The organism is Neisseria wadsworthii 9715, assembly GCF_000227765.1.
GTDB classification, from domain to species: Bacteria; Pseudomonadota; Gammaproteobacteria; order Burkholderiales; family Neisseriaceae; genus Neisseria; species Neisseria wadsworthii.
In genome coordinates this window covers 2,148,546-2,163,766 of record NZ_JH165159.1, presented here as the reverse complement: position 1 = coordinate 2,163,766, position 15,221 = coordinate 2,148,546, and the positions used below count along the sequence as shown (strand labels likewise).

Sequence of the window (15,221 nt, the reverse complement as noted above, 5' to 3'; positions counted from 1 at the left end):
TCAAGCGGCCCAAATGCCTGCTTGCTTGTTAACACAAAAAGAATTAAGGGTTTACGATGAGCGTAACTGTTGAAACATTAGAAAATTTAGAACGCAAAGCCATCCTGTCGCTGGCTTGGAGCGAAGTGAATGCCGAAGTGGAAAAGCGTTTGAAACAAACCGCGCGCCGTGTGCGCATTGATGGCTTCCGTCCGGGTAAAGCGCCATTGAAAATGGTAGAGTCCATGTATGGCGCAGGCGTTCAAAACGAAGTGTTGAACGAAATGGCTCAAAAAGCATTTTATGATGCTGTGGTGGCGCAAGAATTGAAAGTGGCCGGATTCCCCCGTTTGGAGCCGGTTGAAGAGCAAGACGATAAAGATTCACTCAAAGTAGCTGCCGTTTTTGAAGTGTTTCCTGAAGTGAAAGTAGGCGATTTGTCAGCTCAGGAAGTGGAAAAAGTAACTGCTAAAGTAGGCGACGAAGAAGTAGAAAAAACCGTAGATATTCTGCGTAAGCAACGCACCCGCTATAACCATGTTGAACGTGAAGCAAAAAACGATGACCGTGTGATCATTGATTTTGAAGGCAAAATCGACGGCGTGGCGTTTGAGGGTGGTACATCGCAAAACTATCCTTTCGTTTTGGGCTTGGGTCAGATGCTGCCTGAATTTGAAGCCGGCATCTTGGGCATGAAAGAAAACGAAGCAAAAGACGTGGAAGTTAGCTTCCCCGAAGATTATCACGGTAAAGACGTAGCTGGTAAAACCGCAGTGTTTACCATTACGTTGAAAAACGTGTCTGAGCCGGTATTGCCGGAAGTGGACGAAGAGTTTGCCAAAGCTTTGGGCATTGCCGATGGCGATGTAGCTAAAATGCGTGAAGAAGTGAAGAAAAACGTAGAGCGTGAAGTGAAACGCCGCGTTGACGCGCAAACCAAAGAAGCTGCGATGGAAGCCTTGTTGGCCGCAACCGAAGGTTTGCAGGTTCCGAAAGCGTTGGTGAGCGAAGAAGCCCAGCGTTTGGCTGAGGAAATGAAACAAAACTTTGTGAACCAAGGTATGGCCGATGCTGCTAAACTGGATCTGCCTGCCGAAATGTTTAATGAGCAAGCAGAGCGCCGTGTAAAACTGGGCCTGATTCTGGCCGCTTTGGTAGAAGAGCATAAACTGGAACCTACCGAAGAACAAATCAAAGCGATTGTGAACGAGTTTGCAGAAAGCTATGAAGATCCGCAAGAAGTGATTGATTGGTATTTTGCAGACAAATCACGTTTACAAGGCCCGACTTCTCTAGCCGTAGAAGCCAATGTGGTGGATTATGTGCTGGGTAAGGTAAAAGTGAATGAAAAGGCTTTGTCGTTTGACGAAGTAATGGGCGCACAAGCTTAAGGCCGATTATGCCGCGCAAGCGGTGCCGAAATAATGCAAAGCACCGAAGTGGCAACGCTTTGGTGCTTTCCGATTTTTAAATAAGGAGTTGTGATGATTCCCGAAATTACAGCCAATACCCTGATTCCTACCGTGATTGAACAAAGCGGTCGAGGTGAGCGCGCTTTTGATATTTATTCACGCTTGCTTAAAGAGCGCATTGTTTTTTTGGTAGGCCCTGTTAATGACCACACCGCCAATCTGGTGGTTGCTCAGATGTTGTTTTTGGAAAGCGAAAATCCGGATAAAGACATCTATTTCTATATCAATTCGCCCGGTGGATCGGTTACAGCGGGAATGTCGATTTTTGATACCATGAATTTTGTTAAGCCTGATGTGTCGACTCTTTGCTTGGGACAAGCGGCCAGTATGGGTGCGTTTTTGCTGTCGGCCGGCACTAAAGGAAAGCGCTTTGCATTGCCCAACAGCCGGATTATGATTCATCAGCCGCTGATTAGTGGCGGCTTGGGCGGTCAGGCTTCCGATATTGAAATTCATGCGCGCGAGCTGATTAAAATTAAGGAAAAACTGAATTATTTCTTGGCGAAGCATACCGGCCAACCTTTGGAAAAAGTGGAGCGCGATACTGACCGTGATAATTTTATGTCGGCTGAAGCAGCTAAAGAATACGGTTTGATTGATCAGGTGATTGAGAACCGTGAGGATGCGGTTAAGGCGATTGCGAATCAATAGGTGTTAAAGCGCCTAGCTCTCAAAAGCAATGCCTGTCTGAAAGTTTTGGCTTCTTAAGAAGTTCGCTTTCAGACAGGCATTATTTATGTATTCAGCTTAAAAACTGCGCCGCTCCTTTATTGGCCAGTTCATCGGCACGTTCATTTTCAGGATGTCCTGTATGGCCTTTAATCCATTGCCATGATACTTCGTGCCCGCCGATCAATGAATCAAGCTCGCGCCATAAGTCTTCGTTTTTAACCGGTTTTTTGGCAGAGGTTTTCCAGCCGTTTTTTTTCCAGCCGTGTATCCAGTTTTCCATGCCGTTTTTGACATATTGCGAATCAGTGCAGATGACTACGCGGCAACGTCGTTTGAGGGTTTTAAGCCCTTCGATAACGGCGGTAAGCTCCATACGGTTGTTGGTGGTTTCAGCTGCGCCGCCAAACAGTTCTTTCTCGTGGCTGCCGTAGCGCAATAATACGCCCCAGCCGCCTGCGCCGGGGTTGCCTTTGCAAGCGCCGTCTGTATAGAGGTATACGGTTTTATCCATGGTGTACTTCGGGTTATTCTGCGATAGGTTCTACCGTGTAACCGTGTTGGCGGAGTTGGAGAATCAGGCCGCTGTCGTCGACCAGATGCGCTGCGCCCACGGCAACCAAGGTTTTTTGATTGGGCAATACCTGTAAGAGTTTGGGCATCCATTTTTGGTTACGGGAAACGAGCAAATCCTGCTCCAGCCAGCTTTGCCAAAAGCGGATGCTTTCTTTGGGAAAATCGGGAATATGGTTGTAGCGGTTGTAATCGGCATTGAAGCGGAATAGTTCAGTATACTTTTTATCGTAATATAAGCCGGACATTTTGATCAGTATGTCGTGGCTTTCTTTTTTATAGCGCTCCGAAAAATCCATCTGCTCGATGATGCGGGATAAGGGCAATTTTTTGAAATGGTAGGGAAGCTCTGTATAGCGCTCCAAGCTGTCGCGTTTGATGTTGTGGCGGATTGCGGCTTGACTCAGCAGATAATCTACGCCGTATTCGGATTCATAGCCTTGAGGGCGGATATTCATATCCATCATCATGGCGGCCCACGGTTCGGCTCTTTCGATATTTTGGGTGAACGCGCTGAGTTTGGGTGCGCTGTTTAAGCGTTGTGTCAGCAGTTGAACCCGCTGGTTGCCGATTTTTTGGCTGAGTGTGTTGCCGCTGAAGTCAAACATTTGCTTCTGCATGGCTTGAATGTCTTTAGTGAGCGTCCGATTGGGTTTGATGGGGACGATCACTTCGGAAATGAATAAATCGCTTTGTTTGACGATATTGTCGAGTTTGGGCGGTAGTGTGCTGTGTTGGGCTGTGCCGATATGGAAAGTGCCGACCAGATAAGAATCAGGTTGTCCGGTTTTACTGATTTTCCATAAGCGGCTGGTTATTTCGGGCGTGTGCCAGTTGAAAGCAGAAGCTAACGCGCTACCTGCCAGTAAGGTGCAGAAAAGAGTGAGTTTTTTAAACATTTTCTTAATGCCTGTCTGAAAATTAGGGAAGCAGTTTTCCTGGATTAAGGATGTTGTGAGGGTCAAGCTGGGCCTTTATGGCGCGCATCAAATCAATTTCAGCCTTAGAGCGTACTTGTGGCAGCCATTGGTTTTTTACTTGACCGATGCCGTGTTCTGCGGCAATGGTTCCTTCTAAATCAATTACATGATTGTAAACAATGGTATTAATGGCATCTTCGTATCGGTATACTTCGTTACTTAAAACCTGCGGCAGGAAAGTGTTGTAATGCAGGCTGCCGTCGCCTAGATGGCCGAATACGACGATTTGGATTTCGGGGTAAGCCGTTTTTAAAGCGGTAGCGCAACGTTTGATAAATTCGGCAGTATGTTTAATCGGCAGAGCAATATCGTGCTTGATGCTGGCGCCGAGCTTGCGCTGAGATGCAGAAATATTTTCACGCAAAATCCATAAATCCATACGCTCTGCTTCGGAATGCGCCAATACAGCGTTCTCAAAGCCTTGTTCATAAAGAAATTCGGCCAGGATGTCGTCCAAATTCTGATGGGGTAGGGAATCGCCCAATTCAATTAACACATGCCAAGGCGCTTGGGTAGGCGGGCTGAGTTTGCTGAATTCGGAAGACAATGTTAATGCAAAATCGCTGATGAGTTCGTAGCTGATTAAACGTTCGGCAAAGCTGGCTTGCACAAGAGAAAGAAGATGTACGGCGGATTCTATATCGGGTGTGCCCACCCAAGCAGTAGATTTGCTTTGATGGCGTGCAAACAGCTTGAGCGTGGCGCCAGTAATAATGCCTAATGTGCCTTCGCTACCGATAAATAAATGGCGCAAATCATAGCCGGTGGTGTTTTTGTGTAAAGGGGTAAGGTGCTCAATGGATTCACCATCAGGTAGCACTACTTCCAAACCGATAACCAGATCACGCATGGCGCCGTAGCGTAAAACATTGAGTCCGCCTGCATTGCAAGCAATATTGCCACCGATTTGGCAGGAGCCTTCGCTCGCTAGGCTTAATGGAAAAAACCGATCCGCTTGTTCGGCGGCTTGTTGCACATTTTTCAAAATGCAGCCCGCGTCAACGGTTATGCTGTTGTCGGCAAGGTTGATATTGCGGATGCGGTTAAGTTTGCTTAAATTCAAAAGTACACCGCCATTCGGAACCGCTGCGCCGCATAATCCTGTATTACCGCCTTGCGGGGTAACGGGAATTCTGTGCTCAAAACAAAAGCGCATGATTTTTTGCACGTTTTCAATGCTTTTGGGTTGCAACACGATATCGGCCGAACCGGTGTAGCGGCCACGCTGGTCTGTGAGCAGGGGAATGGGGTCGGTTACTATTTCAGATGCGTCCAGCAGGTTTTTAAGAGCAGAGAAAGGGTTGCTGACGGGCATGGAGTGTGTTCTGGGAGATAAAACCGTCATATTAATGGATAGAGGGTTGAAAGTTCAAGTTTTTCAGACAGGCATTTTAGCATAGCAAATAAACTTAACTTTGATACAAGGCAGCAAGCCGTAGACGGTACAAGTAGTACAGGACTGATTTTGTTGCTGCTTCAGCAGCTTACAAAATCGTTCTCTTTGAGCTAAGGTGTAGCAACGCCGTAGCAAAGTTAAGCTTATTTGTTATGGCTAAAAAGGCTTGATGTACTACGGTCTTGCTTTGCTGCTTGGGAGGGAATATTGAGTTTTCGGCTGAATGAATTGAATGCCTGTTTGAAAACAAAAACGGAATGCTTTTTAAAGCATTCCATTTTTGTTTATTCTTATAGAACTTAGAGAATAATATGCGCTTGCTTATTTAGTAGCTGAAGCAACAGAAGCAGCAGCGGCTTCAACTTTAGAAGCGGCAGCATCAGCAGCGGCTTCAACTTTAGAAGCGGCAGCATCAGCAGCAGCTTCAACTTTAGAAGCGGCAGCATCAACGTTAGAAGCAGCGGTAGAAGTAGCTGCTTGAGCTTCAGAAGCAGCTACATTGGCAGCAGAAGCAGCAGAAGCGGCAGCATTTTCAGCAACAGAAGCGGCAGAAGCGGCAGCTTCACTTGCTGATTGGGCAGCTGGTTTGTTATCGCAGGCAGCCAAAGCCAAAGACATCAGGGCAGCAGCAAACAAAGTTTTTTTCATTTTAATGTACCTTCTCTTATTTGATCAATTAAGGGAGTTAAAACCATCAAAAGGTTAAACATATTAAATGTCTAACTAAATTTGATTACAAATTCATTACTGAATTTTCCGTAATTATGCACGAGCGCTGATTGCAATGCAATCAGTTCAAAGGAACATGCTTAATTTGGGATTATGGCTGATTAGTCAGTAATAACACCTCAAGAGTTCCCTGTTTTAGTGAAATAATTTCAGATTTACAGAATTGATATTTTTTTATCGATTAATTTCAATAGTTTATTTTGTTGTGGTGAAGTGTAAAATTATGCTGTCATGAAATAAAAAAGCGGTCTTTTCATAGATTGTGTTGTTGATTGGCAACAGCAATTTATAGCATAACAAATGCAATAATATAGGAATATTATGGGTTTTTAATAGTATCTTGTTTTTTGCTGTTAAGTAGCCCTTAATTTTGGTTGAATCTTCATTTGGATACTAATACGGAATATAACAAATTACTGAAAAAGCTTTGCTTTATATGACATCGTGTTTATTGGGTGGGGTGTGTTACAATGCGCGCTCAAACCTAAATTAATACCGAGGGAATATACAGATGAGTATTGTAAAAGACACTGTGGTAACGCTGCATTATGAGATGTTTGATGCCAACGACCAATTAATTGATAAAACCGAAGAGCCGATTGCTTATTTGCACGGTGGATATGATGGTATTTTCCCTTTGGTGGAAGAAGCGCTGCACGAGAAAAAAGTAGGTGATACGGTAGATGTGGTCATGCAGCCGGATGATGCGTTTGGCGAGCAAGATGCTCAACTGGTTCGTATTGAGCATGCCGATGTGCTTCCTACTAAACCTGAAGTAGGCATGATGTTTGAAGCGGATGATCCGGAATTCGGTGTGATTGTGTTCCGTGTAACGGATGTGGCGGACGGTAAAGTAGTAATGGATGGAAACCATCCTTTGGCGGGTATGAAAATCCGCTTTAAGGCGACGGTTGAGGATGTTCGCCCGGCTACCGCCGAAGAAATCGATCATGGCCACGTGCATGGCGAACATGGCCATCACCATTAATTGATAAACCGTTTAATGTTAGCGCGTTGGAATGCTTTTTGATTGAACGGATATTTAAGTTTGAATAATGCCTGTCTGAAAGTTTTCAGACAGGCATTATTTGTTGTGTTGTCAATAAAAAGCCTGCCAAATTTATAAGTATTTGGCAGGTAAAAGTTAGGAGTTAAGGTTTTTTTTCGGGTAAAACCCGCTTAAAGCCTTATGCAGGATCAAAGGCGGCTTTGAAGATGCCGATGATTTGCTGTTTGTCGGCTTGAATCGGGTTGGTAAAACCGCACACGTCTTTCAAGGCGTTGTCGGCCAACACATCGAAGTCTTCCTCTTTCACACCCAATTCTTTCAATGATTTGGGGATGCCTACGATGCCTGCCAGTTTGGTAATGGCGTCAATGACATCCAAACCTGCGAGGTCTTTGTTGTTTTTGGTTAGGATTTGGCCGATTTCATCCAAACGCTCTTTGGCTGCTTGCTGGTTGAAGCGCTCTACATGCGGCAACAGCAGGGCGTTGCAGACGCCGTGAGGCAGGTCGTAGAAACCGCCCAGCTGGTGGGCCATGGCGTGTACATAGCCCAATGAAGCATTGTTAAACGCCATGCCGGCCAAGAATTGCGCATAAGCCATTTGTTCGCGCGCTTCTTTGTTTTTCGGCTCGTGTACTGCTGTGGGCAGGTAGCGGGCAATCAGCTCAATGGCTTTCACCGCACAGGCATCGGTAATGGGGGAAGCGCCGGTTGAAACGTAGGCTTCCACTGCGTGCGTTAACGCGTCCATACCGGTGGCGGCGGTAAGCGGCGCAGGCATGTTTTCCATCAGAGAAGGGTCGTTCACCGATAGCAGGGGTGTAACGTTTTTATCAACGATGGCCATTTTCACATGGCGCGATTCATCGGTAATTACGGCAAAGCGGGTCATCTCGGATGCTGTGCCTGCGGTGGTGTTGATGGAAATCAAGGGTAACTGGGGTTTTTTGGCTTTATTCAAACCTTCGTAATCTTCGATTTTGCCGCCGTTTGCCGCTACGATGGCAACGGCTTTGGCACAGTCGTGTGATGAACCGCCGCCCAAAGAAACGATAAATTCAGCACCTGAGTTTTTCAGCTGCTCCAAGCCGGCATTTACATTGGATACGGTCGGGTTGGGCTGTGCTTTGTCGAACACGGCATAGTCGATACCTTTGCCTTTCAACAGGCTGCCGATTTGCTCTGCAACGCCGAGTTTGCTTAAGCCGGCATCGGTAATAATCAGGGCTTTTTTCAAACCGAGAGCAGCAATAACGTCCATTGCTTCAGCTAAGGCGCCGGCGCCCAAAATGTTTTGTACGGGCATGAAGAATTGTGTTGCCATAGTTTTGCTCCTTATGTAGTTTTTATGAATTAAATTAATCTATTTTATAATCAATGCGTTCCTATAGCTTGCTGCTTTGCATTGATGTATTCAAAGTGCCATAAGCCGATTCAATCTGCAAGCTGATTTCTGTAATAAAGGGTAAATTTGCAATTTATTTATTTTAAATAAGCAATCGTAAGCATTTTTATATCAAGGATTTGTTATTTGAAAGAGGCTTATTTCTTTGTGCGGCTGTGCTGAAACTTGTCAGTTAGGGTGTGGATTATCAGTTATGTAATTGTTTTGTTTAATTTTGTTTTCAGACAGGCAATAAAGAAATTAGCCAGTCGATATCGCTTTCCTGCATATCGGCAGTTAATGAAAAGCGCAGGCGGGCGGTGTTGCGGGGGACTGTGGGCGGGCGGATGGGTAGAACGTAGCAACCTTGCTGTTGCAGCTCTGCTGCGAGCTGTTCGGCTTTTTGGTTGCTGCCGGTTATGTAGGGCACGACGTTGCTTTGGCTCGGCATGGGCAGGCCGCGTTGCTGGATGGCGGTTCTTAATTTGATTGAGATGTGGTTGAGATGTTCTCGTTTTGCCTGCCAGAAAGGGAATTTTTGGAACACGAAATCCGACCAGGCTGCGTTGAGGGGGGGCAAGGCGGTACTGAAAATCAGCGGGCGCATGGTGTTGATGAGGTAGGCTTTTAAAGTATCGTTGCAAATAGCATATGCGCCGACGGAGGAGGCGGCTTTGCCGAATGTGCCGACCAAAATATCTATGCTTTTCAGACAGGCATCGTGCTCTGCCAGCCCCAATCCTCCTGTGCCATACACACCCACGGCATGGGCTTCGTCCAAATAAATCAATATGTTGGGGTGTCGGTTTTTAAGATTGACGAGTTCGGCGAGCGGGGCCAAGTCGCCGTCCATACTGAAAATGCTTTCGGTAACGATGATGACATGGCGGTATTGGGCGGCATGTTCGTTTAGCAGGCGGGCGAGTTGGGCGGTGTCGTTATGGCGGAAGCGTTTGTAGGGTGCACCGGATAAGCGGATGCCGTCTATCAGGCTGGCGTGTACCAGTTTGTCGGCCAAAATCAAGGTGTTTTTGTCGGCAATGGCGGGCAGGATGCCGATGTTGGCGTGGTAGCCGCTGTTGAAGAGCAGGGCGGGGCGGCCGTAGGCTTGTTGCAGCGTGGCTTCGAGCGCTTCATGATATTCGGAATTGCCGGAAAGTAGGCGGGATGAGGTGCTGCCGAAAGCAGGCAAATGCCTGTCTGAAAAGCGGTTGAGGAACTCGGCCTGCAATTTGGCGGATCGGCTTAAACCGAGATAATCGTTGCTGCTGCAATTGAGGCGGCACTCGGGAATGCGGGAAAGGCGGCGCAGTTGGTTTTGCGCCGCCAATTGTTCGAGCCGGGTCTGGAAATGCTGCATGCTAAATCCCGTATTCCTGCCGCAATGATTTGAGCAAGCCTTCTGCCAAGCGGGCAAGCTCTTCTTGGCTGATGGTGAAAGGTGGCATGATGTAAACCAGCTTGCCAAACGGTCGTACCCACACGCCGTTGGCAACGAATCGGGGCTGCAGAGTGCGCATATTTACCGGCTCGTTGAGTTCAATCACGCCGATGGCGCCCAGTACACGCACGTTATTTACCACAGGCCACTGAGCCGCAGGTGCGAGCAAGGTTTTCAGACAGGCCTCAATGGTGTTGACGCGGTTTTGCCAATCGCTTTCGATGAGCAGGTCTATGCTTTCGGCGGCAATGGCACAAGCCAGCGGGTTGGCCATAAAAGTGGGGCCGTGCATCAGGCAGGATGAGGCGCTTTGGCTGATGGTGTGCGCCACTTGTCGGGTGGTAACGGTGGCGGACAGTGTGAGGTAGCCGCCGGTCAGCCCTTTGCCGAGCGTGATGATGTCGGGCGCGGTGGCGGCGTGTTCGAGGGCAAACAGTTTGCCGGTGCGGCCGAAGCCGGTGGCGATTTCGTCGAATATCAGCAACACGCCGTGCTCGTCGCACAGGCGGCGCGCTTGGCGCAGGTATTCGGGATGATAGAAATACATGCCGCCGGCGCCTTGCACGATGGGCTCTAAAATCAGTGCGGCGATGGTGTCGGCATGTTCGGCCAGCAGGCTGCGCAAAGGCGCCATGCTTTCCGGCTGCCAGGGTTCGTGAAAACGGGTAGCGGGTTGGGGCAGGAAATATTGCACGGGCAGGCTGCTGCCAAACAGGCCGTGCATGCCGGTAACGGGGTCGCATACCGACATGGCGTGCCAAGTGTCGCCGTGGTAGCCGGAGCGGACAGCGGCGAAGCGGCGTTTTTCAGACAGGCCTTGTGCCTGCTGGTATTGCAATGCCATTTTCATGGCTACTTCTACGGCGACGGAGCCGCTGTCGGCAAAGAAAATGGTGTTCAGACTTTCCGGCAGCAGGGCAACGAGTTTTTCCGCCAGACGCGCGGCAGGTTCGTGGGTCAGCCCGCCGAACATCACATGCGACATTTTTTCCAGTTGCGCGCATGCGGCGGCATTCAGGCGGGGATGGTTGTAGCCGTGGATGGCGGCCCACCATGACGACATGCCGTCTATCAGCTGCGTGCCGTCGGCCAGCGTGAGCGTGCAGCCATGCGCGTGTGAAACGGGATACACGGGCAGGGTGTTGGGCATGGCGGTGTAGGGATGCCAGATGTGTTCGCGGTCTATGTGGAGCAGGTGTTCGGGTGTCATAAAAGCAAGGTCTGTATAGCAAATGCCTGTCTGAAAAATGTTTCAGACAGGCATTGGTGTTTCCGGGGGCTAACGGCGCAATACCGCTTTTGCCAGATAAGACTTGATGCCGCCGGAGATGGCGTCGGCGCATTTTTCGCGGAAACTGTTGCCGGCGAGCATGCTCTCTTCGGTGGGGTTGGAAATAAACGCGGTTTCCACCAGAATCGACGGAATATCCGGCGCGCGCAATACGGCGAAGTTGGCGCGGTCGACATGGCCTTTATGCAGTTTGTTGTGTTTGCCCAGCTCGCTCAACACGCCTTCGCCAAGCGTGAGGCTGTCTTTGTTGGTTACGGTTTGGGTCATGTCGAGAATGGTGTTATCAACGTGGCGGTTGCCCACGGTGCGCACGCCGCCGATTAAGTCGGCATTGTTTTGCGTTTGTGCGAGGAATTTGGCCGCTGCGCTGGTGGCGCCTTTGGTGCTGAGCGCATAAACGCCCGTACCGCGCGCGCTGGGGCTGGTGAAAGCGTCAGCATGAATGGAAACGAAAACGTCGGCTTTCAGTTTGCGTGCTTTGGCCACGCGCACACCCAACGGGATGAACACATCTTCGTTGCGCGTGAGGTAGGTTTTGTAGCCCATGGAATCCAAGCGTTTTTTAGCCATGCGTGCAATGGCGAGCACTACATCTTTCTCGCGCAGGCCGCTCGGGCCGATTGCGCCCGGATCTTCACCGCCATGCCCGGGGTCAAGCACCACAATAGCTTGGCGCTTTCTGCCTCTGGATGGCGCGGAAGGTTCGTAATCGGCGGTATCGGGTTGCTGCACCGGCGGCGTGCCGCTGCCTGTGCCCTGATTGGTGATTTTGCCTTGTGAATAGTCTTCCAAAAGCGCCATCAAAGGGTCGCGCGCATCGGGTGCTACGGTCGGGTAGAGGTCGACCACCAAGCGGTGTTTGAAGTTGGCCACCGGATTCAGGCCGAATACCTGCGGGTTGACCGCTGTTTTCAAATCAATCACCACACGCACCACATTGGGCGAGTTCTGCCCGGCGCGGATACTGGCAATATAAGGATCGTTGCCTTGAACTTTGCCACCCAGCCCTTGTAGCGCGCTGTTGAGCGTGACGCCGCTGATGTCGATAACCAAGCGGCGAGGATTATCCAGTGTGAAGAACTTGTATTCGAGCCGCTGGCTGGCTTCGATGGTGAGGCGGGTATAGGCGCTGGCAGGCCAAATACGCACGGCAATAAATTGCGGCGTGGCCTTTTTGCCCAAGGCAATCGGCGACACACTTAAAAGCAGGCTGGCTGCTGCGCCTCGGACGATTTGACGGCGGGTTAATTTTTTTTCCATGTTTCCAAACTTTGCCGGCCGGCGGTTGTGTGGGCAGTGAGCGTGCACAGCCTGCCGGTTTCCTGATGCTCGATATTTACGGTAATGTCGGCTGCGGGTACCAATGCGCCGCCTTGTTGCGGCCATTCGATCAGGCACACGCTATCTGTGCCGAAAAGCTCGTCCAGCCCGGCATCTTCCCATTCTTCGGGCGAGGCAAAGCGGTAGAGGTCGAAATGGTGCAGGGTGAATTTATCCAGAGGATAAGATTCGACTAAGACGTATGTGGGGCTTTTTACCGTACCGGTATAGCCAGCGCCGCGCAAAAGGCCGCGTGTGAATGTGGTTTTCCCCGCCCCCAACCCGCCTTGCAGATAAATCACCAAAGGTGCGGCCAACGCAGGTGCGAGAGCGGCGCCCAGTGCGGCGGTGGCTGCTTCGTCGGGTAGAAAAATAGTGTGAGCTGGGGAAAACGCCATATACATATATGTAATCGGTTGAAACTTTATAAAGCGCTAATTATGCGTGAATTGGCACGCTTTGCAAACCCTTGCCGATTGCTAAATTTGATTAAAATCATACCGGCAAATCAGTGTACAATAGCCGCTTTGATAAACCGTTTGTCTTGCTGCTGAAGAGTTTAAGAGCGAATTTATGAACACAATCAACCGGCGCCCCATCGGCGTTTTTGATTCCGGCGTGGGCGGGCTGACCGTGGTGCGTGCGCTGATGGAGCGGCTGCCGATGGAAAATATTGTTTATTTCGGCGACACCGCGCGCGTGCCGTATGGCGTGAAATCACGTGCCACGATTGAAACGTTTACGGCGCAGATTGTCGATTTTCTGCTGCAGAACGAAGTGAAGGCATTGGTGATTGCGTGCAACACCATTGCGGCGGTAGCGGGCCAGCGTGTGCGCCAGATGGCGGGCAATATGCCGGTGCTGGACGTGATTACCGCCGGTGCGGAGGCGGCGCTTGCGGTTACGAAAACCAACCGTATCGGCGTGATTGCCACCAATACTACGGTTAACAGCAATGCTTATGCCCGCGCCATTCATTCGCACAATCCGCAAACGCGCGTGCAGTCGCAGGCCTGCCCTTTGTTTGTGCCGCTGGTGGAAGAAGGCTGGCTCGATCATGAAGTAACCCGCCTGACCGCGCGCGAATATCTGAAACCGCTCTTGGCGGAAGACATTGATACGCTGGTGTTGGGCTGTACGCATTATCCGCTGCTCAAGCCGCTCTTGCGAGAGGAAGCGCCGGGCGTCACGCTGGTGGATTCGGCTTTAACCACTGCCGAAGCGACCGCGCAGGCGTTGGCGCAGAACGGTTTGCTCAATGATAACGGCGGTATGCAGGCAGATTACCGTTTTTATGTGAGCGATATTCCTTTACGTTTCCAAACAATCGGGGAGCGTTTTTTGGGTAGAAGCTTAGAACAATTGGAGATGGTGAGTTTGGGATAAGCTGTTGTTTCTACAATAATGCCTGTCTGAATAATTTCAGACAGGCATTATTGTTTGGATGCAGTTTGGGAAATGTAAAAACCGTTTAAATCTGAAAAAATAGGAACTTTTTACTCTGAATACATTCTTATCTTGCAAATAGCATAAATTTTATGTTGTTTTATCAAAAATATGTGAATTGTAACTTTAATAGATGAAGGAAGAACTTATGAAAAAATATGTTGCTATCGTTGCTGCTGCTTTGGTGTCTGGTGTAGTTTTGGCTGCTCCTAAAGGCGATGTACCTGTAAAAGTAGGTTCTGCCAGCGCTCCTGTTGACGCTGCCAGCGCGCCTGTAGATGCTGCTAGCGCACCTGCTACCCTGAAGAAAAAATAAGCAGCCGTAAGGATTTGCTGAATCCGGATTCTTTTGAGAGTCCGGTTTTTTATTGCCCTGCGACGGCGGAACTGTTCTGAATCGATTCACCGAAGCAGTCATAATGCCTGTCTGAAAGCCGTTTCAGACAGGCATTATTCGGTTAAAATGTGCTTATCCTGTTTCTTCATGAAAGCCAAGCGCCATGTATTCATTTTTGCGACCGTTTCTGTTTCAAACCGATGCTGAGAAAGCCCACCATTTCACGCTGGCCGCGTTGGACAAAGCCTACCAATTCGGCATACTCGGCAAAACCGAAAACCAAACCAACCCCACACGGCTGATGGGCTTAAACCTGCCCAATCCAGTAGGTTTGGCAGCCGGCTTGGATAAAAACGGCGAACACATCGACGCGTTGGCCGCATTGGGTTTCGGCTTTATCGAAATCGGCACGGTTACACCCAAACCGCAAGAAGGCAACCCCAAGCCGCGCCTGTTCCGCGTGCCGGAGCACATGGCGGTAATCAACCGTATGGGTTTCAACAATCACGGCATCGACGCCATGATACGCAATATTCAGCGCAGCAAATTCAAAGGCATCTTGGGTATCAATATCGGCAAAAACGCCGTTACCCCGATTGAACAGGCCGCCGATGACTATTTAATCTGCCTCGAAAAAGCCTATCCGTACGCAAGCTACATCACCGTAAACATTTCCTCTCCCAACACCAAAAACCTGCGTGCATTGCAAGGGGGCGACGAATTGAGCGCGCTGCTCGAAGCCTTAAAAAACAAACAGGCCAATCTCGCGGCGCAGCATGGCAAATATATACCGTTGGCCGTGAAAATTGCTCCCGATTTGGATAAGGCACAAATTGCCGACATTGCCCATGTGGTGAAACAAGTGGAAATGGACGGCATCATCGCCACCAACACCACCATAGACAAAACGCCTTTAGGCAACCACAAGCTGGCAAACGAAGCCGGCGGCTTGAGCGGCCGGCCGGTTCGGGAGAAAAGCAATGCCGTGTTGAAAGAATTGGTGGCGCAGATTGACGGCAAACTACCGGTTATCGGTGTGGGGGGCATTACACAGGGCGGCGATGCGGCGGAGAAAATACGGCTGGGCGCCGCCGCCGTACAGATATACAGCGGCTTGGTTTACCGCGGGCCGGAACTGGTAAAAGAATGCCTGCGGGCTTGCTTTTAAGGTATTTGGGAGATGAATGACTATGCC

The 15,221-nt window shown here is 49.6% G+C and carries 15 protein-coding genes; 6 read left to right on the top strand and 9 right to left on the bottom strand.

Annotated elements, in window-relative coordinates; all coding sequences use genetic code 11:
* Positions 1 to 56: 56 nt before the first annotated feature.
* Both tig and clpP read left to right on the top strand, forming a co-directional pair.
* A complete protein-coding gene (gene tig, locus HMPREF9370_RS10070) occupies positions 57 to 1,370 on the top strand; it encodes a trigger factor (RefSeq protein WP_009117395.1) in 1,314 nt (437 codons plus the stop codon).
* A 93-nt stretch (positions 1,371 to 1,463) separates the two neighbouring features.
* Positions 1,464 to 2,102, top strand: coding sequence for an ATP-dependent Clp endopeptidase proteolytic subunit ClpP (gene clpP / locus HMPREF9370_RS10065; protein ID WP_009117394.1), 639 nt, complete (start codon positions 1,464 to 1,466; stop codon positions 2,100 to 2,102).
* Between the two features lie 91 nt (positions 2,103 to 2,193).
* Here the strand turns inward: clpP and rnhA are convergent, their stop codons facing one another.
* The 4 genes from rnhA to HMPREF9370_RS10045 form a co-directional block, all read right to left on the bottom strand.
* The gene (gene rnhA, locus HMPREF9370_RS10060; RefSeq protein ID WP_009117393.1) at positions 2,194 to 2,634 is read right to left on the bottom strand and encodes a ribonuclease HI; all 441 of its coding nucleotides are present in this window, start codon (positions 2,632 to 2,634) and stop codon (positions 2,194 to 2,196) included.
* A gap of 13 nt (positions 2,635 to 2,647) precedes the next feature.
* The gene (locus HMPREF9370_RS10055) at positions 2,648 to 3,592 is read right to left on the bottom strand and encodes a TraB/GumN family protein (protein WP_009117392.1); all 945 of its coding nucleotides are present in this window, start codon (positions 3,590 to 3,592) and stop codon (positions 2,648 to 2,650) included.
* A 22-nt stretch (positions 3,593 to 3,614) separates the two neighbouring features.
* Positions 3,615 to 4,988 carry an FAD-binding oxidoreductase gene (locus tag HMPREF9370_RS10050; RefSeq protein WP_040667163.1) on the bottom strand — a complete coding sequence of 458 codons (1,374 nt, stop codon included), beginning with the start codon at positions 4,986 to 4,988 and terminating at the stop codon, positions 3,615 to 3,617.
* Between the two features lie 402 nt (positions 4,989 to 5,390).
* A complete protein-coding gene (locus HMPREF9370_RS10045; protein ID WP_009117389.1) occupies positions 5,391 to 5,717 on the bottom strand; it encodes a hypothetical protein in 327 nt (108 codons plus the stop codon).
* A 592-nt stretch (positions 5,718 to 6,309) separates the two neighbouring features.
* Here HMPREF9370_RS10045 and HMPREF9370_RS10040 point away from each other — a divergent pair.
* The gene (locus tag HMPREF9370_RS10040) at positions 6,310 to 6,786 is read left to right on the top strand and encodes an FKBP-type peptidyl-prolyl cis-trans isomerase (RefSeq protein ID WP_009117388.1); all 477 of its coding nucleotides are present in this window, start codon (positions 6,310 to 6,312) and stop codon (positions 6,784 to 6,786) included.
* 199 nt (positions 6,787 to 6,985) lie between these two features.
* On the opposite strand, the gene HMPREF9370_RS10035 is transcribed toward HMPREF9370_RS10040, so the two are convergent.
* The 5 genes from HMPREF9370_RS10035 to tsaE all read right to left on the bottom strand — a co-directional run bounded on the left by HMPREF9370_RS10035 (position 6,986) and on the right by tsaE (position 12,641).
* Positions 6,986 to 8,131 carry an iron-containing alcohol dehydrogenase gene (locus HMPREF9370_RS10035; protein ID WP_009117387.1) on the bottom strand — a complete coding sequence of 382 codons (1,146 nt, stop codon included), beginning with the start codon at positions 8,129 to 8,131 and terminating at the stop codon, positions 6,986 to 6,988.
* Between the two features lie 301 nt (positions 8,132 to 8,432).
* Complete coding sequence (locus HMPREF9370_RS10030) at positions 8,433 to 9,551, bottom strand: aminotransferase class I/II-fold pyridoxal phosphate-dependent enzyme (RefSeq protein WP_009117386.1); 1,119 nt, start codon at positions 9,549 to 9,551, stop codon at positions 8,433 to 8,435.
* A gap of 1 nt (position 9,552) precedes the next feature.
* The gene (gene bioA, locus HMPREF9370_RS10025; RefSeq protein WP_009117385.1) at positions 9,553 to 10,842 is read right to left on the bottom strand and encodes an adenosylmethionine--8-amino-7-oxononanoate transaminase; all 1,290 of its coding nucleotides are present in this window, start codon (positions 10,840 to 10,842) and stop codon (positions 9,553 to 9,555) included.
* Between the two features lie 69 nt (positions 10,843 to 10,911).
* Entirely contained in the window at positions 10,912 to 12,183 is a 1,272-nt protein-coding gene (locus HMPREF9370_RS10020) for an N-acetylmuramoyl-L-alanine amidase (RefSeq protein WP_009117384.1), read from the bottom strand.
* A complete protein-coding gene (gene tsaE / locus HMPREF9370_RS10015; RefSeq protein WP_040667656.1) occupies positions 12,168 to 12,641 on the bottom strand; it encodes a tRNA (adenosine(37)-N6)-threonylcarbamoyltransferase complex ATPase subunit type 1 TsaE in 474 nt (157 codons plus the stop codon). Before tsaE ends, HMPREF9370_RS10020 begins: the two co-directional genes overlap by 16 nt.
* 175 nt (positions 12,642 to 12,816) lie before the next feature.
* On the opposite strand from tsaE, the gene murI reads away from it, so the two are divergent.
* The 3 genes from murI (at position 12,817) to HMPREF9370_RS10005 (ending at position 15,194) form a co-directional block, all read left to right on the top strand.
* On the top strand, positions 12,817 to 13,629 hold the full coding sequence (murI, locus tag HMPREF9370_RS10010) for a glutamate racemase (RefSeq protein ID WP_009117382.1): 813 nt from the start codon (positions 12,817 to 12,819) through the stop codon (positions 13,627 to 13,629).
* A 208-nt stretch (positions 13,630 to 13,837) separates the two neighbouring features.
* Positions 13,838 to 14,005: a hypothetical protein gene (locus tag HMPREF9370_RS12100; RefSeq protein ID WP_156320810.1), complete on the top strand. Its 168-nt coding sequence runs from the start codon at positions 13,838 to 13,840 to the stop codon at positions 14,003 to 14,005.
* A 184-nt stretch (positions 14,006 to 14,189) separates the two neighbouring features.
* Positions 14,190 to 15,194: a quinone-dependent dihydroorotate dehydrogenase gene (locus HMPREF9370_RS10005; RefSeq protein ID WP_009117380.1), complete on the top strand. Its 1,005-nt coding sequence runs from the start codon at positions 14,190 to 14,192 to the stop codon at positions 15,192 to 15,194.
* Positions 15,195 to 15,221 lie beyond the last annotated feature (27 nt).

What these genes read in the sequence shown, in the direction of transcription:
- tig (WP_009117395.1), top strand. Translation starts at nt 57, where the DNA reads ATGAGCGTAACTGTTGAAACATTAGAAAATTTAGAACGCAAAGCCATC.
- clpP (WP_009117394.1), top strand. Translation starts at nt 1,464, where the DNA reads ATGATTCCCGAAATTACAGCCAATACCCTGATTCCTACCGTGATTGAA.
- rnhA (WP_009117393.1), bottom strand. Translation starts at nt 2,634, where the DNA reads ATGGATAAAACCGTATACCTCTATACAGACGGCGCTTGCAAAGGCAAC.
- HMPREF9370_RS10055 (WP_009117392.1), bottom strand. Translation starts at nt 3,592, where the DNA reads ATGTTTAAAAAACTCACTCTTTTCTGCACCTTACTGGCAGGTAGCGCG.
- HMPREF9370_RS10050 (WP_040667163.1), bottom strand. Translation starts at nt 4,988, where the DNA reads ATGCCCGTCAGCAACCCTTTCTCTGCTCTTAAAAACCTGCTGGACGCA.
- HMPREF9370_RS10045 (WP_009117389.1), bottom strand. Translation starts at nt 5,717, where the DNA reads ATGAAAAAAACTTTGTTTGCTGCTGCCCTGATGTCTTTGGCTTTGGCT.
- HMPREF9370_RS10040 (WP_009117388.1), top strand. Translation starts at nt 6,310, where the DNA reads ATGAGTATTGTAAAAGACACTGTGGTAACGCTGCATTATGAGATGTTT.
- HMPREF9370_RS10035 (WP_009117387.1), bottom strand. Translation starts at nt 8,131, where the DNA reads ATGGCAACACAATTCTTCATGCCCGTACAAAACATTTTGGGCGCCGGC.
- HMPREF9370_RS10030 (WP_009117386.1), bottom strand. Translation starts at nt 9,551, where the DNA reads ATGCAGCATTTCCAGACCCGGCTCGAACAATTGGCGGCGCAAAACCAA.
- bioA (WP_009117385.1), bottom strand. Translation starts at nt 10,842, where the DNA reads ATGACACCCGAACACCTGCTCCACATAGACCGCGAACACATCTGGCAT.
- HMPREF9370_RS10020 (WP_009117384.1), bottom strand. Translation starts at nt 12,183, where the DNA reads ATGGAAAAAAAATTAACCCGCCGTCAAATCGTCCGAGGCGCAGCAGCC.
- tsaE (WP_040667656.1), bottom strand. Translation starts at nt 12,641, where the DNA reads ATGGCGTTTTCCCCAGCTCACACTATTTTTCTACCCGACGAAGCAGCC.
- murI (WP_009117382.1), top strand. Translation starts at nt 12,817, where the DNA reads ATGAACACAATCAACCGGCGCCCCATCGGCGTTTTTGATTCCGGCGTG.
- HMPREF9370_RS12100 (WP_156320810.1), top strand. Translation starts at nt 13,838, where the DNA reads ATGAAAAAATATGTTGCTATCGTTGCTGCTGCTTTGGTGTCTGGTGTA.
- HMPREF9370_RS10005 (WP_009117380.1), top strand. Translation starts at nt 14,190, where the DNA reads ATGTATTCATTTTTGCGACCGTTTCTGTTTCAAACCGATGCTGAGAAA.